Annotated in this window: 20 protein-coding genes; 5 read left to right on the top strand and 15 right to left on the bottom strand. The window is 61.6% G+C overall.

What is annotated here, in order from left to right; translation table 11 throughout:
• The first annotated feature begins 44 nt into the window (after window positions 1-44).
• Complete coding sequence (locus tag AC6I6U_RS12965) at window positions 45-773, top strand: 1-acylglycerol-3-phosphate O-acyltransferase (protein WP_497882323.1); 729 nt, start codon at window positions 45-47, stop codon at window positions 771-773.
• An 88-nt stretch (window positions 774-861) separates the two neighbouring features.
• Entirely contained in the window at window positions 862-1,833 is a 972-nt protein-coding gene (locus AC6I6U_RS12960; protein ID WP_497882322.1) for a magnesium and cobalt transport protein CorA, read from the top strand.
• A 99-nt stretch (window positions 1,834-1,932) separates the two neighbouring features.
• Here AC6I6U_RS12960 and AC6I6U_RS12955 read toward each other — a convergent pair whose 3' ends face one another.
• The 3 genes from AC6I6U_RS12955 to AC6I6U_RS12945 form a co-directional block, all read right to left on the bottom strand.
• Window positions 1,933-2,661 (bottom strand): amidotransferase, encoded by a 729-nt coding sequence (locus AC6I6U_RS12955; RefSeq protein ID WP_497882321.1) that lies wholly within the window; start codon window positions 2,659-2,661, stop codon window positions 1,933-1,935.
• Between the two features lie 106 nt (window positions 2,662-2,767).
• Entirely contained in the window at window positions 2,768-4,909 is a 2,142-nt protein-coding gene (locus AC6I6U_RS12950) for a 3-hydroxyacyl-CoA dehydrogenase NAD-binding domain-containing protein (RefSeq protein WP_497882320.1), read from the bottom strand.
• A 19-nt stretch (window positions 4,910-4,928) separates the two neighbouring features.
• Window positions 4,929-6,134: an acetyl-CoA C-acetyltransferase gene (locus tag AC6I6U_RS12945; protein WP_497882319.1), complete on the bottom strand. Its 1,206-nt coding sequence runs from the start codon at window positions 6,132-6,134 to the stop codon at window positions 4,929-4,931.
• Window positions 6,135-6,697: 563 nt separating this feature from the next.
• Between AC6I6U_RS12945 and AC6I6U_RS12940 the strand changes: the two genes are divergently transcribed.
• A complete protein-coding gene (locus AC6I6U_RS12940) occupies window positions 6,698-7,174 on the top strand; it encodes a rhodanese-like domain-containing protein (protein WP_497882318.1) in 477 nt (158 codons plus the stop codon).
• A gap of 9 nt (window positions 7,175-7,183) precedes the next feature.
• On the top strand, window positions 7,184-7,993 hold the full coding sequence (locus AC6I6U_RS12935; RefSeq protein ID WP_497882317.1) for a c-type cytochrome: 810 nt from the start codon (window positions 7,184-7,186) through the stop codon (window positions 7,991-7,993).
• A gap of 328 nt (window positions 7,994-8,321) precedes the next feature.
• Here AC6I6U_RS12935 and AC6I6U_RS12930 read toward each other — a convergent pair whose 3' ends face one another.
• The 11 genes from AC6I6U_RS12930 to AC6I6U_RS12880 all read right to left on the bottom strand — a co-directional run bounded on the left by AC6I6U_RS12930 (window position 8,322) and on the right by AC6I6U_RS12880 (window position 16,616).
• Complete coding sequence (locus tag AC6I6U_RS12930) at window positions 8,322-8,660, bottom strand: ribonuclease E inhibitor RraB (protein ID WP_010447113.1); 339 nt, start codon at window positions 8,658-8,660, stop codon at window positions 8,322-8,324.
• Window positions 8,661-8,871: 211 nt separating this feature from the next.
• Window positions 8,872-9,108 (bottom strand): hypothetical protein, encoded by a 237-nt coding sequence (locus AC6I6U_RS12925; RefSeq protein ID WP_497882316.1) that lies wholly within the window; start codon window positions 9,106-9,108, stop codon window positions 8,872-8,874.
• Between the two features lie 125 nt (window positions 9,109-9,233).
• A complete protein-coding gene (locus tag AC6I6U_RS12920) occupies window positions 9,234-9,839 on the bottom strand; it encodes an START domain-containing protein (protein WP_497882315.1) in 606 nt (201 codons plus the stop codon).
• A gap of 34 nt (window positions 9,840-9,873) precedes the next feature.
• Window positions 9,874-10,128, bottom strand: a complete 255-nt coding sequence (locus tag AC6I6U_RS12915) for a YkgJ family cysteine cluster protein (protein WP_497882314.1) — start codon at window positions 10,126-10,128, stop codon at window positions 9,874-9,876.
• Window positions 10,129-10,277: 149 nt separating this feature from the next.
• Window positions 10,278-10,796: a hypothetical protein gene (locus AC6I6U_RS12910; protein WP_497882313.1), complete on the bottom strand. Its 519-nt coding sequence runs from the start codon at window positions 10,794-10,796 to the stop codon at window positions 10,278-10,280.
• Window positions 10,797-10,925: 129 nt separating this feature from the next.
• The gene (locus AC6I6U_RS12905; protein ID WP_497882312.1) at window positions 10,926-12,368 is read right to left on the bottom strand and encodes an aminotransferase-like domain-containing protein; all 1,443 of its coding nucleotides are present in this window, start codon (window positions 12,366-12,368) and stop codon (window positions 10,926-10,928) included.
• A gap of 417 nt (window positions 12,369-12,785) precedes the next feature.
• Window positions 12,786-13,598 carry an OmpA family protein gene (locus tag AC6I6U_RS12900; protein WP_497882311.1) on the bottom strand — a complete coding sequence of 271 codons (813 nt, stop codon included), beginning with the start codon at window positions 13,596-13,598 and terminating at the stop codon, window positions 12,786-12,788.
• Window positions 13,595-13,951: a DUF4398 domain-containing protein gene (locus tag AC6I6U_RS12895; protein ID WP_497882310.1), complete on the bottom strand. Its 357-nt coding sequence runs from the start codon at window positions 13,949-13,951 to the stop codon at window positions 13,595-13,597. Before AC6I6U_RS12895 ends, AC6I6U_RS12900 begins: the two co-directional genes overlap by 4 nt.
• Before the next feature lie 9 nt (window positions 13,952-13,960).
• The gene (locus AC6I6U_RS12890) at window positions 13,961-14,782 is read right to left on the bottom strand and encodes a transporter substrate-binding domain-containing protein (protein WP_497882309.1); all 822 of its coding nucleotides are present in this window, start codon (window positions 14,780-14,782) and stop codon (window positions 13,961-13,963) included.
• Between the two features lie 152 nt (window positions 14,783-14,934).
• On the bottom strand, window positions 14,935-15,864 hold the full coding sequence (locus AC6I6U_RS12885; RefSeq protein WP_497882308.1) for an electron transfer flavoprotein subunit alpha/FixB family protein: 930 nt from the start codon (window positions 15,862-15,864) through the stop codon (window positions 14,935-14,937).
• A gap of 2 nt (window positions 15,865-15,866) precedes the next feature.
• Window positions 15,867-16,616 (bottom strand): electron transfer flavoprotein subunit beta/FixA family protein, encoded by a 750-nt coding sequence (locus AC6I6U_RS12880; RefSeq protein ID WP_497882307.1) that lies wholly within the window; start codon window positions 16,614-16,616, stop codon window positions 15,867-15,869.
• Window positions 16,617-17,174: 558 nt separating this feature from the next.
• On the opposite strand from AC6I6U_RS12880, the gene AC6I6U_RS12875 reads away from it, so the two are divergent.
• Window positions 17,175-18,839: an electron transfer flavoprotein-ubiquinone oxidoreductase gene (locus tag AC6I6U_RS12875; RefSeq protein ID WP_497882306.1), complete on the top strand. Its 1,665-nt coding sequence runs from the start codon at window positions 17,175-17,177 to the stop codon at window positions 18,837-18,839.
• Between the two features lie 138 nt (window positions 18,840-18,977).
• Here the strand turns inward: AC6I6U_RS12875 and AC6I6U_RS12870 are convergent, their stop codons facing one another.
• Window positions 18,978-19,883: an AraC family transcriptional regulator gene (locus AC6I6U_RS12870; RefSeq protein ID WP_497882305.1), complete on the bottom strand. Its 906-nt coding sequence runs from the start codon at window positions 19,881-19,883 to the stop codon at window positions 18,978-18,980.
• Window positions 19,884-20,022 lie beyond the last annotated feature (139 nt).

The raw sequence follows: 20,022 nt of genomic DNA, 5'->3' as shown, positions 1-20,022 counted from the left end.
ACAACCGTACACTCATCGGCCTTTTCCCAGACGAGCATGGCACGATGCTGTTTCTATTGCGTATGTCATTGATGGGACTGCATTTCATCGTTGCCGGCTGCATCGGCCTGCTGCTGGTGATGTGTCGTCCGTTCAATCCGGACAACAGCCGATTGTGCGCCCGCCTCTATGGCAGGCCAGCGATGCGCCTCCTGGGGTTGCGGCTCAAGGCCGACGTCCAGTCACTCAAGGACAAGCCAGCCAGCTGCGTGATCATTGCCAATCACCAGTCGAACTACGACCTGTTCGTGTTTGGTAACGTGGTGCCGTTCCGTACCGTCGCCATCGGCAAAAAAAGCCTCAAGTGGGTGCCGCTGTTCGGTCAGATCTTCTGGCTGGCGGGCAACGTGCTGATCGATCGCGGCAATGCCTACAAGGCCCGTCGGGCGATGCTGACCACCACCGATACCCTGCAGCACAAGAACACCTCGATCTGGGTCTTTCCCGAAGGCACCCGCAACCTGGGACAAGACCTGCTGGCCTTCAAGAAAGGTGCATTCCAGATGGCAATTGCCGCCGGGGTGCCCATCGTCCCGGTGTGTGCCAGCAGCTACATCCGGCACATGCGCCTGAACCGCTGGAACAGCGGCGAGGTGATGATTCGCTCGCTGCCGGCAATTCCTACCGCCGGGCTGACATTGGAAGACATGCCGCGGTTGATGGCGCAGTGCCGGGAACAGATGAGCGAATGCATCCTGGCCATGGACCGGCAGGTAAACACCGGGCATGCATGAACCGGACGAATAGCGCAATCTCCTGAAAAAGGGCCAGGCAGGCTAAGCTGCAACCTGTCGTTCCCCTTCAGAAGAAGCGATCAGGATTATGGGTAGAGTCGTTGCGGCCGCGGTCTACAGCGCCGGTAGGAAAGTCACCAATATCACCCTCGATGAAGGCGCCGCCTGGGCGGCAAAACCGGGGCATTTTGTCTGGATCGGCCTGGAAGAACCCAACGCCCAGGAACTGGCCAACTTGCAGAAACAGTTCAACCTGCACGAACTGGCGATTGAGGATGCCTTGGAAAAGCACAGCCGACCGAAGCTGGAAACCTTCGGTGACGCGCTGTTCATCGTCACCTATTCGCCGATCCGCGATGAGGGCAAGCTGGAGTTCATCGAAACCCACATCTTTGCCGGCAAGGGCTACATCATCACCTGCCGTAATGGCCACTCGAAGTCCTATGCCTATGTGAGGCAACGCTGCGAAGCCCGCCCGCTGCTGCTGGAGCACGGCGAGGACTTTGTGCTCTATGCTCTGCTGGACTTCGTGACCGAGAGCTACCAGCCGGTCAGCGAAGCCATCCACGCCGAGATCGACGAGCTGGAGAAGAACATACTCTGCAGCACGCTCAACGAAGGCGATATCCAGCGCATCCATCACCTGCGCCGGGACGTGCTGCGCCTGCGCCGCCATGTGGCACCGATGGTCGAGATCAGCGAGGAGGTCTCGCGCCTGGCCTTCCCGTTCATCGACAAGAACATGCGCCCGTATTTTCGCGATGTGCAGATCCATGTCACCCGGCAGATGGAAGACCTGGCGACGCTACGCGATATCGCCAGCCAGACCATCGAGATCGGCGCGTTGCTGGAGTCGACCCGACAGAGCATCGTGCAACGCAAGTTCGCCGCCTGGGCGGCGATCCTGGCGTTTCCCACTGCCGTTGCGGGAATCTATGGGATGAACTTCCAGAACATGCCGGAGCTGAGCTGGCACTACGGCTACTTCACCGTGCTGGGGGCGATTGCGGTGGGCTGCACGGCCTTGTGGGCCAGCTTCAAGCGCTCTGGCTGGTTGTGAACAGACCTGAGGGAACCGGATTCATCCGCAAACAGGCCCTTGAGATCACCAAGAGCTTCGCGGATGAATCCGGCCTCCAAAAACGAGCGAGGCCTGGGATCAGGCGGATTTGGCTTGCGGCTTGTGGGCGACGAAGCGCATCATCCACTCGGCGACCGTCGTGCCGTGGTGCTCCTGGTCGAGGCTGGCGACGCCCTTGGCGTAGATCGATTCGCCGAGGTTCTGCTGGCGGATGTCCAACAGTGCCCGCGAGTAGTCATGGATGAATTCCGGGTGGCCCTGGAAGCACAGCACCTGATCATTGATGTGGTATGCCGCGTACGGGCAGAAATCGCTGCTGGCGATCACCGTGGCGTTTTCCGGCAGAGCGGTGACCTGGTCCTGGTGGCTGATCAGCAGCGTCAGTTCTTCACGCACCGGGCTCATCCACGGCGCCTTGGCGGCCAGCTTGTATTGATGGATGCCAACGCCCCATCCCTGGTGCGCACGTTCGGTCTTGCCACCGAGCAGCAACGCCAGCAACTGGTGGCCAAAGCAGATGCCCAGCAGCTTGTCGCCACGCTCGTAGCGGTTGAGCAGGTAGGTCTTGAGCGTCTGGATCCACGGGTCGCTGCCGAAGGAGTCGGCCTTGCTACCGGTCACCAGGTAGGCGTCGAAGGTCAGGTCGTCACTCGGATAGTCGCCCTGCATCACGTTGTAGATGCTGAACTGGGCAGTGATGGGCTGGTTGGAGAACAGACGCTCGAACATCTTCCCATAACCCTGGTACTGCTCGACCAGCTCTGGACGCAGGACATCGGTTTCCAGAATACAGATGTGTAACGACATAAAAGTACCTGACGCGAAAGACCAAAGAGTAAGGCCTGAGCCTGCCTTGAAACCTGTATTCAAGGCAAGCACATAACACGCTGGCGCCAGGCCTGGTTCAGCCTGGTCAGAAGCGCTCGCCCCTGGCGGCCTTGCCCAGCAACAGGGCCGGTGGCGCGAAACGCTCGCCGTACTGTTCGCTCAGGTAGCGGGCACGGGCGACGAAGTCCCCCAGGCCGTACTGGTTGATGAACTGCAGGGCGCCACCGCTCCAGGCGGCAAAGCCTATACCGAAGATGGAGCCGACATTGGCATCGGCCACCGAATGCAGCACGCCCTCCTCCAGGCAGCGCACGGTCTCCAGGGCCTGTACGAACAGTAGGCGGTCACGCACATCCTGGGGCGAAATCTGCCGCTCGGGGTTCTCGAAGCGCTCCTTCAACTCCGGCCACAGGTGTTTCTGTCCGCCCGCAGGGTAATCGTAGAACCCGCCACCGCCGGCCTTGCCCGGACGCCTGGCCGCCAGCAGCAGATCGATCACCGCAAACGCCGGATGGCTGGGCGGCGCCTTGCCTTCGGCCAGCAGGTCGCGGGCACCCTGCTGGCGGATATGGCTCATCAGGCTCAACGAAACCTCGTCGGACACCGCCAACGGCCCCACCGGCATGCCGGCCTTGCGCGCTTCGGTCTCGATCATTGCCGCCGAGACGCCTTCACCGAGCATGGCAATGCCTTCGTTGGTGAAGGTGCCGAATACCCGCGAGGTGAAGAAGCCGCGGCTGTCGTTGACCACGATCGGCGTCTTGCGGATCTGCTGGACGAAATCGAAGCCCTGCGCCAGGGTTTCATCGCTGGTCCGGGCGCCCCTGATGATTTCCACCAATGGCATTTTTTCCACCGGGCTGAAGAAATGCAGGCCGATGAACCGATCCTGACGTGACACTGCCGTGGCCAGGCCGGTGATGGGCAGGGTCGAGGTATTGGAGGCAATCACCACCTCGTCGCCAACGACCCGTTGCGCGGCCGCCGAAACCCGGGCCTTGAGCTCGCGATCTTCGAACACGGCCTCGATGATCAGGTCGCAGCCGTCCAGGTCGTCATCCATCCCGGTGGGCTGGATGCGTGCCTGGATCGCCTCGCGCTGCTCGCTGGTCAGTTGGCCACGGGCCAGCTTCTTGTCCAGCAATGCCGCCGAGCGCGCCTTGCCCTGCTCGGCGACCGCCAGACTGACGTCCTTGAGTACCACCTCGATCCCGGCCACGGCACTGACGTGGGCAATACCCGCGCCCATCATCCCGGCCCCCAGCACGCCGACCTTGCGGGTGACATAAGGAGCAAAACCCTTGGGACGGGAGCCGCCGGCATTGATCTCGTTCAACTGGAACCAGAAAGTGCCAATCATGTTCTTCGCCACCTGGCCGGTGGCAAGCTCGGTGAAATAACGGGTCTCGATCAGGTGCGCCGTGTCGAAGTCGACCTGGGCGCCCTCGACGGCTGCGCAGAGGATCTTCTCCGGGGCCGGGAAGCAACCGTGGGTCTTGCTGCGCAGGATCGACGGTGCAATGGCGAGCATTTGTGCAACCTTCGGATCGGCCGGGGTGCCGCCCGGCAGCCGATAGCCCGGCAAGTCCCAGGGCTGGCGGGGTGCCGGGTTGGCAATGATCCAGCCGCGAGCCTTGACCTGCAGGTCGTCGATATCGCTTGCCAGTTCATCGACCAAGCCAGCCTGTAACGCTTGCCGCGCCGAGACCTTCTTGCCTTCAAGCAGGTATGGCAGGGCTTTCTCCAAACCCAGCAGGCGCACCATGCGCACCACCCCGCCACCGCCGGGCAACAGGCCCAGGGTGACTTCCGGCAACCCCAGCTGCACGCCCTTATCGTCCAGGGCAATCCGGTACTGGCAGGCCAGGCAGATCTCCCAGCCGCCACCCAGCGCAGCGCCATTGATCGCCGCCACCACGGGCAGGCCGAGGGTTTCCAACGCGCGCAACTGGGCCTTCAGCGCGAGTACACCGTCATGGAAGACCTGAGCATCCGCTGGCGTGACCTTGATCAGTTCATTGAGGTCGCCACCGGCAAAGAAGGTCGGCTTGGCCGAGGTGATGATCACTCCGGCCAGATCCTCGCGCTCGGCGCCAAGGCGCGCGACGCAGGTGGCCATCGCCTCGCGGTAGGCGGCGTTCATGGTGTTGGTAGTCTGGCCGGGCATGTCCAGGGTCAGGACGACGATCCGGTCGGTACCCTTTTCGTAGCGAATGGCATCAGTCATGGCAGATTTCCCGATCGGTTCAGAGGCGTTCGATGATGGTGGCAATGCCCATGCCGCCACCGACACACAGCGTTGCCAGCCCGTAGCGCAACTGCCGGGCCTCGAGTTCGTCGAGCAAGGTGCCGAGCATCGCGCAACCCGTGGCTCCCAACGGATGGCCCAGGGCAATCGAGCCGCCATTGACGTTGACCTTGCTCGGATCGACCGCCATGTCCCTGATGAACTTGAGCACCACCGAGGCAAAGGCCTCGTTGACCTCGAACAGGTCGATATCGGTGATCTGCAGCCCGGCCTTCGCCAGCGCCTTGCGGGTGGCCGGTGCCGGCCCGGTGAGCATGATGGTCGGATCGGTGGCGGTGACGGCGCTGGCAACGATCCGCGCCCGCGGCCGCAGGCCCAGCTCACGGCCCTTGTCCGGCGAACCGATGAGCATCAGCGCGGCACCGTCGACGATCCCGGAGCTGTTGCCCGGCGTATGCACGTGGCGGATCCGCTCGACATGGCTGTACACCCGCAGAGCCGTCGCATCGAAGCCCATCTGCCCGATCATCTCGAAACTCGGCTTGAGCTGGCCCAGGCCGTCGAGGGTCGAGTCGGCACGAATGAACTCATCATGGTCGAGCAGGACGATGCCGTTCTGATCCAGCACCGGCACCAGGGATTTTTCGAATGCCCCCGCAGCCTGCGCCCGTGCAGCCTTCTGCTGGGATTGCAGGGCGAAGCCGTCGACATCCTGGCGGCTGAAGCCCTCCAGGGTGGCGATCAGGTCCGCGCCGATACCCTGGGGCGTGAAGTGACTGTGCAGGTTGGTCTGTGGATCGAACACCCAGGCGCCGCCATCGCTGCCCATGGGCATCCGCGACATGGATTCGACGCCACCGACCACCACCAGGTCCTCGAAGCCCGAACGGACTTTCATCGCCCCGAGGCTCACCGCCTCCAGGCCCGAGGCGCAGAAGCGGTTGATCTGTACCCCGGCAACACTGACATCCCAATCCGCCACCAACGCCGCTGTCCGAGCGATATCGGCACCCTGATCGCCCACCGGTGTCACGCAGCCGATAACGATGTCGTCCACTTCACGAGTGTCGAACCCGTTGCGCCGCTGCAAAGCCGTGAGCAACCCGGCCAGCAGATTGACCGGCTTGACGCTGTACAAGGCACCACCGGCCTTGCCCTTGCCTCGGGGCGTGCGCACCGCATCGAATATCAAAGCCTCTGTCATGACGTCCTCGAACCGTTCGGGTGGGGGTAAAAGCCGCGTTTCCACCTTAGGCTCGGCTCGCCAGGATTCAATGACCGAACCGCTCATCGGCCTTGACTCTCACGCTCGGACGAACGGTAGGTAGCTAAGCGCCTAGCCATTGGAGAGGCTGCAAGTGTCTAGCATATGGCCCGCTAGCCAGCTGGCCATATGCTTCATGCGTTTTTTAAAGGATATTCTGCTAAATACATGGCAAAGAGTTCTAAGCCAAGTGTAACGCGGGCCCTAAGGTTATTCCTGTGAGGGCCGCTGCCGGGTTTTGCCGGGGCACCCACACCCTGTTGTCGAGCCGTACCCCAGGAATAACAAAAAAAGGCAGTCAGCCATGTTCAAGCATTCGAAAGTCCGCCAGGCAGGTTTGATCGTATTCGCCACCACCTTGCTGCTCATCCTGCCAAACCTCACCAGACTGGCCGGCTAGAGGCCGTGGCATTTTTCTGCAAAACCGGATTCTTGCCCCGCTCAACTACCGGGGTACGGTTTTGTGTGCCAATCTTGAGCCATGACTTGATGGAGACAGGCTCATGCGCCACTGGATCGCCGCCGCCACCCTGGCAACAGGACTGTCGGGCAGCTTCTGTGCCCAGGCAGGCATCATCGATGTGAACCGTGCGGTCGACGAGATCCGCGACGGTGCGCTCATTCTCGACCTGCGCAACAACAGTGACTTCGCCGCCGGCAACATCCACAACTCCCTGCAGGTGGACCTGACGCTGGAGGACGGCACCGGCATCAGCGCCGAAGGCCTGGCCTACCAACTGCGCCTGGTGGTGCTCGATCCCAATGCCACCGTGGTGATCTACAGCGACACCAACCAGCACGCCCTCGAAGCCGAAGACACGCTGATCAAGCGTGGCTACTTCGGTATCGTCAATGGCGGCAACTACAGCGAATTGCGCGATGCGTTGTTCGACCATGTCGAGGACACCCCGACCTGGGTCTTCGACAATGATGACGACATTGCCGACCAGTCCAACCCCACCACCGAACCGATCGAATAAATAAAACGAATGAAACGCCTGATACTGCTGACGACCGCCCTGCTCTGTAGCCACCTGCATGCCGCACAACTCACCCTGGACCTCGGCTCCGGCAACCGGACCTGGGAAACCGAGGCGCTACTGGCCCACCCCAAGGCACAGACCATCACCATCGACAACGATGTTTCCTACAAGCGCCAGATGACTTATCGCGCGGTGCCGGTGGCCGTCTTGCTGGATGGCGTCAAGCCTGACGATCATCTGCAAGCCGTGGCGCTGGACGGGTTTGCCGCCGAAATGAGCGCGGCACCACTGCTCGCCAAGAACGGCGCCCAGGCCTGGCTGGCAGTGGAAGACCCGGCCAGGCCCTGGCCACCGCTCGCCGAAGGCAAGCCGGGTGCCGGGCCGTTCTACCTGGTATGGACGCACCCGGAAGCCGGACATATCAGCCCCGAGCAATGGCCTTTCCAGGTGGCCAGCATCAAGCGCCTGTCCCCGGTGGCAGAGCGTTTTCCAGCGCTCCTGCCGGATCAAGGGCTGGCGGCCGACGATCCGGTGAACAAAGGTTTCGCGTTGTTTCAGAAAAACTGCCTGGCCTGTCACAAACTCAACGGTGCGGGAGATGCGCAGGTGGGGCCAGACCTGAACGTCCCGTACAGCCCGACCGAATACTTCGCCGACGGTTATCTCGAGCGTTATATCCGCGACCCGCAGAGCCTGCGCCACTGGCCACAGGCAAAGATGCCGGCGTTCGCCCCGGCGGTGCTGCCGGACAGCGACCTCAACCTGCTGGTGAGCTACCTCAAGCACATGGCCAAGCATAAGGTGCCTGTCCAGTAGCCCGCTTGCCTCAGCAAGTCCCACGGGCCTCTTCGCGGATTCATCCGCGAAGAGGCCGCACAATCCTGCAACACCTCACAAAACAGGCTTTTGGCTATCAGCCACATAGCCAGAGTTCATTTCCGCCAGCCAAAGCGCTGGCAGATAATTCCACCATCCAGCCAGTCAAGGCTCCCATCTCTTCACGTGGTCCGACCGATAACTCGCCCACGCCATGGACTTCCCATTCGGCCACCCTCTGCGGTGGCCTTTTTTTTGCTGACCAGACACCGGAAATAAAAACGGCCGACCCAGGTGGGTCAGCCGTTGTTATCGGGATTCAGTGCGTTCAGTTGAGCGCACGTATCGGATGCTTGACGCCCCAGCCCTCGATCACACCGCCAAGCGGTTCTACCACCGCCCCGAAGTCGTGCTCGAAGTCATCGATGCCGCCATAGGTGGCATACATCACCTTGCTCAGTTCCAGATACCAGGCACCGTCGTCCCTGGGGCTGACCTGAGCGTTGAGGGATTCACCACGAAACTGACCTGCTGCCCTGCGCGCCCGCTCCTCGTCCGGGAAAATGGCATAGAACTCGATGGGATGGATACGTGCGAAATCAAAACCGCCTTCTTTCATACGGCGCAGCACCTGGCTGCTGATGTCTTCTTGATAGGCTGTGCTCATGAAACGTCCTCCTCAGCAAGCGTTGGATAGACTTTCCGCGATCCCGAGCCAGGCACCCACGGTGCTGGCGTTGCGACAGATGCCCGCCGCCGGGAAACAAGCATGTAGCTGACAAGATCAGACCACCTTAGCGAATCTCTCGCTGATCTCGATTGCAGAGTAGCGTGATGCCAGCAGCTCTGCCAGAGGGTCTGAGGTGGAAAAATCGACTTTATGAAGCCGGCGCAATGCGCAGGATCTGAATGCTGTTCTGTTGCTTGAGACTCTTGACTGTCGGCTCGTCCATGCGCCCGTCGAGATCATTCAGGTCCAGCTCGGCCGGAACCGGCAGTAACCGGGCACGAACCCACTGCGCGGCCTGTTCCATGCTGGGTCGTTGCTCGTAATCGAAGTGCTCGACGCTCTGAACACCATGATCATCCACGAAAGTGACTGCCCACATCTTCATCGGTGTCTCCTCGCTCAAGCCCGTCACGGGCCCACAACTATCTGGACCGTGGGACGGCGAGGATCGTTCAAGGAGTTTTGAGCAGTCCGCTGCCACGACGTAGGCAGGGGACTGCCATCAGAAGGTTACTTCTCGGCGCGTTCCTTGAGGGCCTGGAGGGTGTTGAAAGGCGCCTCGACCACGAACTTGTTCGCCAGCCACGAAGGCACGCTGCCGCCTGGCTCGGTGTGCACCTGGTAGGTCACTTCGGTGAGGTTGTCGCCCTTGGGCACCAGCTTCCAGAACCCCTCGACCTGGGCGACGCGCACATAGCCCTTCGCTTCCGGCTTGTAGGTCGGCACGCCCTGCAGCTTGCGGGTCAGGCTGCCGTCAGCATTCTGCACGGTGGTGATATGCAGGTAGGAATCACGGTCGGTCACCGGGAAAGGTGCCTTGAACTGGGTGTAGGTCCAGCTCTCGTCGCCTTTCTTGTCCACCAGTTCCTGCGACTTGCACTCGTGGATCCAGGCACAGGCGCCGGCCACGTCTTCCTGCAGGGCGCGAATCTTGGCCACCGAGGCCTTGATCGTCGTCACGCCCTGGTAGGCCTTGTATTTGGAACCGTTCACTTCGGCGAGCGATACCTTGATCCCGTTTTCGTCCTTGGCCGTCTCCCAGGTTTCTGCGTGTGCAGTACCGACCAACAGGACAGTCAAACCACCAACCACAGCCATACGATGCAGCGAACCCATTTTCTTATTCCTTATTGTCAAAGGTGAACACGCTTCAAGCCGCCGTCATTTTCTCCCACCAGCCGATCAGGCGGATGGCCTCTTCACGACTACCGCCACACACTTGCGGGTCGGCCTTGAAACCGCCGCACACAGCCGGCCGCTCGGGCAGGCCAAACAGCTCACAGAGGTTTTCGACCGAGAGCTGCACACAACGTTCTCCGGCCGGCTTGCCATTGGGCATGCCGGGAATCGGCGAGCTGATGGAGGGAGCGATACAGCAGGCACCACAACCTTCACGGCAGTTCATGGCGACACGCTCCCTGCAACGGACCCAAGTGTGAAAAGACAGAGTAACCGCTAAAACGGCTGTTTAAAATTGGTCGCACAATTGTTTTTCAATAACAGGGTAGATGACTGGCCAGTCACCGACGAAGCGTCATGACTGAGTGGGGATTTTTACTGCTTGAACTCGAAATCCAGCGCCGCGCCCTCGATATCCCGACGGCTGTCGTTGCGCAGTTGCAGCTCCATTTCGTTGCTCAGCAGCCGACCGTTGAGTTGAAAAGGCGTCTGCGATGCCGGTTTTTCAACGAACATCTGCGGCAGCAATGGTCGGCTCCTGGACAGTGGCACCTTGCCGACCGGCTGCATCTTGTTGACCAGGTCCTGGGGCAGGCTCAGGTCCAGCTTGGGCGCAGGCAGGCGAGTTTTCGCCACTTCATTGTCGGTCAGGCGGGACTTGCCAGTAGCGGCCTTTTTTGTAGGAGCGGTCTTTTTCGACTGGGCTTTTTTCTGAGTAGCCTGGGTTTTCTTCGTGGCGGCGCTGGTTTTCTTCGACGACGTGGCCTGAGTTTTCTGCGCGGCACTGCTGGCCGCTGGCGTTTTTTCCTGGGCCTGCGCCATGGCCGCCCCACCGGCGCCCAGGCCGGTCAGCAAGGCAAGCAATAGCATGCGCACAGCGAAAGTCGCGTTCATGAACTCTACGGCATCAACAACGGAGTTCTCTATGCTCGCTCGTTGAGCCTTCGATGACAAGCAATGAGATTGGCAATCGTCCCCAGATGCCGCCGCCGGGAGCCCCGATGGGCGCTCCCGGCCGTCGGCTCAGAACAGCCCGGCAGCCGTTTCCTGGCACAGCTGGCTGGCCAGCATGCCGAGGGTCATCAAGGCCCGCTCGGCCTCGCGGTTCCAAGGAATCCCGCAGTTGAGCCGGATACAGTGGTTGAACTGCTCGGTGTTGCTGAAGATCAGCCCCGGCGCGATGCTGATACCCTGCTGCAGGGCACGAACATGCAACTCCTGGGTATTGACCCGTCCGGGCAGGCTGACCCAGAGAATGAAGCCGCCGGTCGGCCGGGTCATCTGCGTACCTTCGGGGAAGTACTGCTGCACCGCCAGTTGGAAAGCACTGAGGTTCTTGCGGTACTCCTGCCGAATGAAGCGCAGGTGCCGGTCATAACCGCCGTTTTCCAGGTAGGCGGCCACGCCCATCTGCGTCACGCTGCAGGCCGAATGGGTACTGAACGTCTGCAAACGCTGGATTTCCTGCTGGAACTTGCCGGCGATCATCCAGCCGATACGCACGCCGGGCGACAGGGTCTTGGAAAAGCTCGAGCAATAGATCACCCGATCCAGACGGTCATAGGCCTTGAGGGCCTTGGTGCGACCGACCTCGAACATCAGCTCGCCGTAGATGTCGTCCTCGACGATCTGGATATCGAAATCCGAGGCCAGGCGCAGCAACTGTTTCTGCCGCTCCTCGGGCATGGTCCCACCCAGTGGATTGCTCAACCGCGTGGTCAATACCAGCGCCTTGATCGACCATTGGTTGGCCGCCAGTTGCAGGGCCTCCAGGCTCATGCCGGTGGACGGATCGCTGGGAATCTCGATGACCTTCAGCCCCAGCAGGTCAGCCAGTTGCAGCAAGCCGTAATAGGTCGGCGATTCGGCGGCGATCAGGTCGCCGGGACGGGTCAGTACCCGCAACGACATCTGCAGCGCATCCACGCAGCCATGGGTGATCACCACCTCGGAGGGATCGACCACCACGCCAGCATCACGCATGCGAATAGCCACCTGGCGCCGCAACGGCTCGAAGCCGGGGCTGAACATGTAGCTGAAGGCCCGCGGGCTATGAAAACGGGTGACCTTGGCCAACTGCTGGTGCAGCGCCCGCACCGGCAGGTAATCGACCGAGGGCACCGCTGCGCCGAACGGAAACACCCCCTCACGGCGGGATTCGACCAACACCTGGTGAATGATGCTGCTGCGAGTGACCAGGCCCGGGCGCTCGACCCGGGCGATATCCGGCGTCGGCGCGGTCAGCGCGGGCGTCTGGTGAACGTAGTAGCCCGATTGCGGGCGGGCACGGATCAGCCCCTGGTCTTCCAGGTTGGCGTAGGCCTGCAGCACGGTGGCATGGCTGACGTTGAGCTGCGAGCTCATCTTGCGTACCGAAGGCACGCGCTCGCCTGGCTGATAGACACCGCGGCGGATATCGTCGGCCAGTTGCTGCGCAATACGTTGGTAGAGCAATAGGTTGGTCATGAAGCGGCACTCGGTTTCAACGGCATTTTTATTCTTGGAAGCAACGATACCGGAACAGTTTTAAAGTGTACTGGCACAGTTCCTACAATAGTCGACAATACAGTGACGAGAGAAGCAAAACTGTACGGGAACACTTGTCTGTGGCATTGGCTTGATCTTTTCGCCATGAGCCCCCCCTGTGGCGAGCGGGCTCGCCCGCGCTGGGCCGCAGAGCGGCCCCAAAACCTGCGACCGGGCCTGTCAGGCACAGCGAGTGACCTGGGGTGGGGGCGCGTTGCACCCCAGCGCGGGCAAGCCCGCTCGCCACACTTGATGTGCATTGCCCAATTGACCTTTGTTCCGACCGGCCCAAGTGGCCGAGTATGAAAAAACCCGGCACCTTGCGGATACCGGGTTTGTTCCTGAAGCGCCTGTGCCTCAGCGGGCCGCGCCGAGATGGCCCTTCTCGTCGGAGAAGACCACCTCGACCCGACGGTTCTGTGCCCTGCCCCGTTCGGTGGCATTCACGTCGATCGGATATTCGTCGCCATAACCGACCACATCGATACGCTTCTCATCGATCCCCAGGTCAACCAGCATGTCCGCCACGGACTGGGCCCGATCGCGGGACAGTTGCAGGTTGTTGTCCTTCTCGCCGGTGCTGTCGGTATAGCCCTCGATGCGCACGATGCGTTTCGGATTGAGTTGGAGAAACTGCACCAGCTTGAGAATCGCCCGGTTGGCGGAGCTCTGCAGTTGCGCCTCGCCGGTGTCGAACAGCACATCACCGAGGGTCATCACCAGGCCGCGATCGGTCTGGGTGCTGGCCTGGCTGATCTGCTCCTCGACCCACTTCCCCTGTTGCTGCACGCTGACCAGCTTGGATTCGCGCAGGGCCAGTTGCAGGCGCTGGCGCTCCAGCTCCAGCTTGGCCGCACGCTCCTGGTTCAGGGCCTGCTCGGTGTGCTGGCGGGCGATGTCCGAGTAGCGCTCGCTCAGGTAGGCGTAGTGCGCCACATCGCCACTGCTGCCCCAATAGCCGGACAGGCGATCGGCGCGCGCGAGCGACTCACCGGCGCGGATCACGTCCTTGGGCGCAAAGCGCAGCACATTGCTGTCTTCCTTGACCTTCTGGAAACTGGCCGAAGCCTGCTGCAGGGCCGTCTCGCTGGCCTGCTGGCCGGCGCAACCGTAGAGACTGGCACAACCCAGCGCCAACAGGATGCCGACCATTCGGCTCGGATAGATCATTGCGCATCCCCCAACTGCTTGCGCAAGCGCGTGATACGGGTATTGAGCAGCTTCAGCTCTTCCTGGCTCTTTTCGGTCAGCACCCGGGCTTCGGCCAGGCGCGCGTCCAGTTCGGCCTGCTCGGCGCGCATACGGGCTTTCTTGAAGGATTGGTCGGCCATCGCGGACTGGGCGCGTTCGAACTTGCCCTCGGCGAGTTTCAGTTCGGCGACATCGTCAGTCTTGGCGCCGACGGCCCGGGCCTGTTCGAGTGCACGTTCGGTGAGACGCATCTGTTCATTCGGCGCCGGATCGGCCGCGCAGCCCGCCAGGGCCACGACGGCCAGGGCAGCGAATAAGGGTCGAATACTCAAAGCAAATTCCTACTGTTTTGGCGCGCCGGCCGGTTGCAGTTGTGCCTTCCAACGCTCCAGATTGCGCTGCAACGCGGCCTCGGTCAGGCCGGAAGCGGGCAATTCTGTCATTTTTTTTGCCAGCTGTCCGCGCAACCAGGCGTCATTGCAGGCCGAGTTGTGGGAGACCGCGAGAAACAGGCCGGGCTGATCGACCGGCTGGGCCCGCGGGCCGATATCCCTGGCCATGCCCAGGCTCTGGGCGGTGACCATGCCGGCGTAGCGCCCGGCCAGGACGTACTCGACTTCGCCCAGCAGCAGTTTCTGGAACGCCTGGGGCAAGGCCGGGGTGTATTGCAGCGTCAGCTGGGTCTTGCTGAACTCCACGAACGGCTGGGTCAGCCGGGCCTTTTGCGAAACAGCGCCGCTGTGTCCATGCAGGTCGTGGGCGGCGTTGTAGACGAGGGGCGAATCGTTGCGGGTCCAGACCAGGAAGTCGTTCTGCACCAGGGCCGGATGGATGTAGTCCAGCGAATCCAGCTCGTTGACGGTAATCGGCGCATCCACCAACAGGTCCATGCGCCCGCTGCGCACCTCCTCCTGGGCCTGGGAACGCTTGCCACCGTAGAGTACCTCGACCTTGAGCCCCAACTCGCCGCCCACCTGGCGCAACAGGTCGGCACTGGCGCCGATCAGGTGCACCGGATCATCGGGGTCGCGCCACAGGTAGGGCGGCGCATCGGGGCTGCCGGTGACGATCAGGCGCTCGCACTTGCCCACGGCCAGGGCCTGCATGGACAACGCGGGCAAGCCCAGCAACAGCGATAGTGCGGCGACGCGAAGCACGTCCATGACAAATTTCTCCAATCAACACCGCTGACTGCAGGAGCAGGATACCGGTGTAAGCATGATGCCAGCGCACGCATGAAGGGGTGTAGGCACGATGATTCGGTAAAAAAAACCCGGTCGCAGGACCGGGTTCTTTTATAAGTGAAGCTGCTGGATCAGACCAGCTTTTCCAGCTCAGGCACGGCTTCGAACAGGTCCGCGACCAGGCCGTAGTCGGCCACCTGGAAGATCGGCGCCTCTTCGTCCTTGTTGATCGCGACGATCACCTTGGAGTCCTTCATACCGGCCAGGTGCTGGATCGCGCCGGAGATACCGACGGCGATGTACAGCTGTGGCGCGACGATCTTGCCGGTCTGGCCGACCTGCATGTCGTTCGGTACGAAGCCTGCATCGACCGCGGCACGGGAAGCGCCGACTGCCGCGCCCAGCTTGTCGGCCAGGGCGTACAGGTGCTTGAAGTTGTCGCCGTTCTGCATGCCGCGGCCGCCGGAAACGACGATCTTGGCAGCGGTCAGTTCAGGGCGGTCGGACTTGGCCAACTCTTCGCCGACGAACGACGACTTGCCTGCATCGTGAGCCGCGCCCACAGCTTCAACGGCAGCCGAGCCACCTTCGGCGGCAACCGGGTCGAAACCGGTGGCACGCACGGTGATGACCTTGACCGCAGCGCTCGATTGCACGGTGGCAATGGCGTTACCGGCGTAGATCGGACGCTTGAAGGTGTCGGCGCTTTCCACCGAGATGATCTCGGAGATCTGGTCGACGTCCAGCTGGGCGGCAACGCGCGGCAGGATGTTCTTGCCGTTGGAGGTGGCGGCAGCCAGGACGTGGCTGTAGCCCTTGCCCAGCTCGGCCACCAGGGGAGCTACGTTTTCCGGCAGTTGGTGCGCATAGGCGGCGTTGTCGGCCACCAGCACTTTCGACACACCGGCGATTTTCGCGGCGGCTTCGGCGACAGCGCCAACGCCCTGGCCAGCGACCAGCACATGAATGTCACCACCGATCTTCGCGGCAGCGGCAACGGTGTTCAGGGTGGCCGGAGCCACGGTTTTGTTGTCGTGTTCGGCGATTACCAAGATAGTCATGATCAGATTACCTTCGCTTCGTTTTTCAGTTTCTCGACCAGTTCTGCAACCGACTTGACCTTGATGCCCGCGCTGCGTGCAGCCGGTGCTTCAACCTTCAGGGTCTTGTTGGTGGAGGCGGTAGAAACGCCCAAAGCATCAGGAGTCAGCGTCTCGAGCGGCTTCTTCTTGGCTTTCATGATGTTTGGCAGGGACGCGTAGCGCGGCTCGTTCAAACGCAGGTCGGTGGTGACGATGGCTGGCAGGTTCAGCGAAACGGTCTGCAGGCCGCCGTCGATTTCGCGGGTCACGGCAACCTTGTCGCCCGACACTTCGACTTTCGAGGCGAAGGTGCCTTGGGCGTAGCCGCTCAGGGCAGCCAGCATCTGGCCAGTCTGGTTGTTGTCGCTGTCGATCGCCTGCTTGCCGAGGATCACCAGCTGTGGCTGTTCCTTGTCGACAACGGCCTTGAGCAGCTTGGCCACGGCCAGGGAGTTCAGTTCGTCGGCGGATTCGACCAGCACGGCGCGGTCGGCACCCAGCGCCAGCGCAGTACGCAGTTGCTCCTGGGCGGTGGATGGGCCGATGGTGACGACGACGATTTCAGTGGCCACGCCTTTTTCTTTCAGACGTACCGCTTCTTCCACTGCGATTTCGCAGAACGGGTTCATCGACATCTTGACGTTGGCGAGGTCGACAGCGGAATTGTCCGCCTTGACGCGAACCTTGACGTTGTAATCGACAACGCGTTTGACAGCTACAAGAACCTTCATGGATTCCTCACTCTCCGGTGAAAAGAAAGTCGCCCAGGCGTACCTGGCGGTTGGATGCTCAGCGGCGCGCGCGTGAAGCTCAAGGGCACCTCCAAAAACGCCGACATCTACACGAAAGCCTGGTCATTTCCCGGTTTACGACCGTCGGTCCGGAGTGACTGTACAGTCACGAGGCCGGTGGACGTGTAAACTTCGCGCCAGAATCGGCATGCCACTTCACTTTCGTTGTCTTCGTCCTGTCTTTAGACGTGCTCCTGCAGCCTGCGTTTAGCCTACGGCGAACGCAAAACCGCTCGTATCTTGACCGGAACGCCTATTCTGGTCAATACGGCAAAATGGTCAGTCATAAGCCGCGCTACTTTGATTTATCTGGCTTCCAGCGAATTCAAACAAACGTTTGTATTGGACGCTGGTAGTGGTGTAGATATAATGGCGCCACCTAGAGAGAAAGATGTCTGAGCCACCATCCGCCTGCCTGCCGTGGCAGGGGAACGACGGTGCGGGACACCAAACCTCCAATCAGAAGAAAACTGTTGAGCCTTGAGTAGGAGAGAGTCTGTGGAACGCGAATACATGGAATTCGACGTGGTCATCGTCGGTGCCGGCCCCGCAGGCCTGTCCGCCGCTTGCCGGCTGAAACAGAAAGCGGCCGAAGCGGGTCAGGAAATTAGCGTCTGCGTCGTGGAAAAAGGTTCCGAAGTCGGCGCCCACATCCTTTCCGGCGCGGTCTTCGAACCACGGGCCCTGAACGAACTGTTCCCGGACTGGAAAGAGCTCGGCGCCCCGCTGAACACACAGGTCAAGCGCGACGACATCTATGTCCTGCGCAACGGCGAGACCGCCACCAAGGTTCCGGACTTCTTTGTGCCCAAGACCATGCACAACGAAGGCAACTACATCATCTCCCTGGGCAACCTGTGCCGCTGGCTGGCGCAGCAGGCCGAGAACCTGGGCGTGGAGATCTACCCGGGCTTCGCGGCCCAGGAAGCGCTGTTCGACGAAAACGGCGTGGTCCGCGGGATCATCACCGGTGACCTGGGTGTCGACCGCGAAGGCAACCCGAAGGAAGGCCTGTACACCCCCGGCATGGAACTGCGGGGCAAGTACACCCTGTTCGCCGAAGGCTGCCGCGGCCACATTGGCAAACAACTGATCTCGCGCTTCAAGCTCGACAGCGACGCCGATGCCCAGCACTACGGCATCGGCCTCAAGGAAATCTGGGAAGTCGACCCGGCCAAGCACCAGCCTGGCCTGGTGGTCCACACTGCCGGCTGGCCGCTGGACATCATGGGCACCGAGAACACCGGTGGTTCCTTCCTCTATCACCTGGAAAACAATCAGGTGGTGGTCGGCCTGATCGTCGACTTGTCCTACAGCAACACCTACCTGTCGCCGTTCGACGAGTTCCAACGCCTCAAGCACCACCCGGTGCTCAAGCAGTACCTCGAAGGTGGCAAGCGTATCAGCTACGGCGCCCGTGCCATCTGCAAGGGTGGCCTCAACTCGCTGCCGAAGATGGTCTTCAACGGCGGCGCGCTGATCGGCTGTGACCTGGGCACCCTGAACTTCGCCAAGATCAAGGGCAGCCACACCGCGATGAAATCCGGCATGCTCGCCGCCGAAGCCGTGGCCGAGAAGCTGCTGGCCGGTGCCGAGGGTGGTGACCAACTGGACAACTACGTCACTTCGTTCAAGGCCAGTTGGCTCTACGAAGAACTGTTCGCCAGCCGCAACTTCGGCGCGGCGATCCACAAGTTCGGCCCGATCATCGGCGGTGGTTTCAACTGGTTCGAGCAGAACCTGTTCGGCGGCAAGCTGCCCTTCACCCTGCACGACAACAAGCCGGACTATGCCTGCCTGAAGCTGGCCAAGGACTCGGTGAAAATCGATTATCCGAAGCCGGACGGCAAGCTCAGCTTCGACAAGCTGAGCTCGGTGTTCCTCTCCAGCACCAACCATGAAGAAGAACAGCCGTGCCACCTCAAGCTCAAGGACCCAAGCATTCCGCTGAGCAAGAACCTGCCGCTGTACGACGAACCCGCGCAGCGCTACTGCCCGGCTGGCGTGTATGAAGTGATTACCCAGGAAGACGGCGAAAAGCGCTTCCAGATCAACGCCCAGAACTGCGTCCACTGCAAGACCTGCGACATCAAGGACCCGGCGCAGAACATCACCTGGGTCACCCCGGAAGGTGCTGGCGGGCCGACCTACCCGAACATGTGATTCGGCGGTTGGCACAATGAAAAGGCTCCTTCGCAGGGGCCTTTTTACTTTGAGGTATTTTTTTGGAGCGGATGGCCTGTTCGCGGCGGTTCGGCGCGAAGAGGCCATCCAACACACCACAAATCCCGGATCAGCCGCTCAGGCCGACTGCCCCGTCAACACCCCCTCCTCTCCCGGCGTACGCTCGAAGTAGCGCTTGTACTCCCGGCTGAACTGCGACGTGCTCTGGTACCCCACCCGATGCGCCACCTGGGCCACGCCCAGGCCGTCGCCGGCCAGCAACCGCTGGGCCTTGAGCAGGCGCAGGCGCTTGAGGTACTGCACCGGCGAAAGCAGGGTGCTGCGCTTGAAATGCTCGTGAAAGGTCGAGGGGCTCATGTTCGCGTAGCGCGCCAAGGTGTCGACGTTCAGTGGCTCGGCGAAATGCTCGTGCAGATGGCTGAGGGACGCCGCCAACCGGGCGAATTGCCCCTGCTGCTCCACCAGTGCCCGCAACACGTCGGCCTGGGGCCCGCGAAGGGCGGTGAACAGCACCTCGCGCAAGCGCGCCTGGCCCATGATTCGGCATTCCATGGGATCGTGCAGGCAGCGCAGCAACTGCTCGACGCTATGACGCATGGCATCGTCGAGCGCCACCGAGGTCATCGACTCGGGCGTCTGCGCCGAGGCACCGCGCTCGCCCGCCAGCCCCATCGCCAGCACCAGCTCGCTCAACACCGCACGGTCGATGCCGATGGACACCCCGAGCAGGGGCTCCTCCGGCGTGGCAAAGGTCTCGTACTCGAACGGCACTGGCAGCGCCTGGATCAGGTAATGCCCGGCACCATATTCCAGGGTCCGCGGCCCCAGGTAGGCCAGCTTGCTGCCCTGGGCGATCACCATCAGGCTCGGCTCATAGATCTGCGGGCAGCGCGCGACATTGCCCGATGCCGCGACGATCTGCACCTCAGGCAACAACGTCGGCAAGAATCCCGAGCGGGTCGCCAGCGGCTGGAGCAATGAAACCAGCGTGGCATTGGCGTCGAGATGACGGGTCAACTGCATGGCAAAAACTTCACGGAAAGAGGGATGTGAGCATCATCGCAGGTCTGGCGCCAGAGGAAAGTGACCGCGGACCAATCCCGGAGGATTAGGCATGACACCCGGAGGAATCGTCATGGCCCTCCTCCTGGCCGATCACGAA

Source organism: Pseudomonas sp. UTLPPB19802 (genome assembly GCF_059730225.1).
The sequence above is the reverse complement of the archived record's forward strand: the minus strand, read 5'-3'. Positions and strand labels throughout refer to the sequence as shown.

Coding starts and splice junctions, on each gene's coding strand:
- AC6I6U_RS12965 (WP_497882323.1), top strand. CDS start 45: ATGCTGTTTCTATTGCGTATGTCATTGATGGGACTGCATTTCATCGTT.
- AC6I6U_RS12960 (WP_497882322.1), top strand. CDS start 862: ATGGGTAGAGTCGTTGCGGCCGCGGTCTACAGCGCCGGTAGGAAAGTC.
- AC6I6U_RS12945 (WP_497882319.1), bottom strand. CDS start 6,134: ATGACAGAGGCTTTGATATTCGATGCGGTGCGCACGCCCCGAGGCAAG.
- AC6I6U_RS12930 (WP_010447113.1), bottom strand. CDS start 8,660: ATGAGCACAGCCTATCAAGAAGACATCAGCAGCCAGGTGCTGCGCCGT.
- AC6I6U_RS12885 (WP_497882308.1), bottom strand. CDS start 15,864: ATGACTATCTTGGTAATCGCCGAACACGACAACAAAACCGTGGCTCCG.
- AC6I6U_RS12910 (WP_497882313.1), bottom strand. CDS start 10,796: ATGAACGCGACTTTCGCTGTGCGCATGCTATTGCTTGCCTTGCTGACC.
- AC6I6U_RS12920 (WP_497882315.1), bottom strand. CDS start 9,839: ATGGGTTCGCTGCATCGTATGGCTGTGGTTGGTGGTTTGACTGTCCTG.
- AC6I6U_RS12935 (WP_497882317.1), top strand. CDS start 7,184: ATGAAACGCCTGATACTGCTGACGACCGCCCTGCTCTGTAGCCACCTG.
- AC6I6U_RS12890 (WP_497882309.1), bottom strand. CDS start 14,782: ATGGACGTGCTTCGCGTCGCCGCACTATCGCTGTTGCTGGGCTTGCCC.
- AC6I6U_RS12950 (WP_497882320.1), bottom strand. CDS start 4,909: ATGACTGATGCCATTCGCTACGAAAAGGGTACCGACCGGATCGTCGTC.
- AC6I6U_RS12925 (WP_497882316.1), bottom strand. CDS start 9,108: ATGAAGATGTGGGCAGTCACTTTCGTGGATGATCATGGTGTTCAGAGC.
- AC6I6U_RS12900 (WP_497882311.1), bottom strand. CDS start 13,598: ATGATCTATCCGAGCCGAATGGTCGGCATCCTGTTGGCGCTGGGTTGT.
- AC6I6U_RS12880 (WP_497882307.1), bottom strand. CDS start 16,616: ATGAAGGTTCTTGTAGCTGTCAAACGCGTTGTCGATTACAACGTCAAG.
- AC6I6U_RS12915 (WP_497882314.1), bottom strand. CDS start 10,128: ATGAACTGCCGTGAAGGTTGTGGTGCCTGCTGTATCGCTCCCTCCATC.
- AC6I6U_RS12870 (WP_497882305.1), bottom strand. CDS start 19,883: ATGCAGTTGACCCGTCATCTCGACGCCAATGCCACGCTGGTTTCATTG.
- AC6I6U_RS12905 (WP_497882312.1), bottom strand. CDS start 12,368: ATGACCAACCTATTGCTCTACCAACGTATTGCGCAGCAACTGGCCGAC.
- AC6I6U_RS12955 (WP_497882321.1), bottom strand. CDS start 2,661: ATGTCGTTACACATCTGTATTCTGGAAACCGATGTCCTGCGTCCAGAG.
- AC6I6U_RS12940 (WP_497882318.1), top strand. CDS start 6,698: ATGCGCCACTGGATCGCCGCCGCCACCCTGGCAACAGGACTGTCGGGC.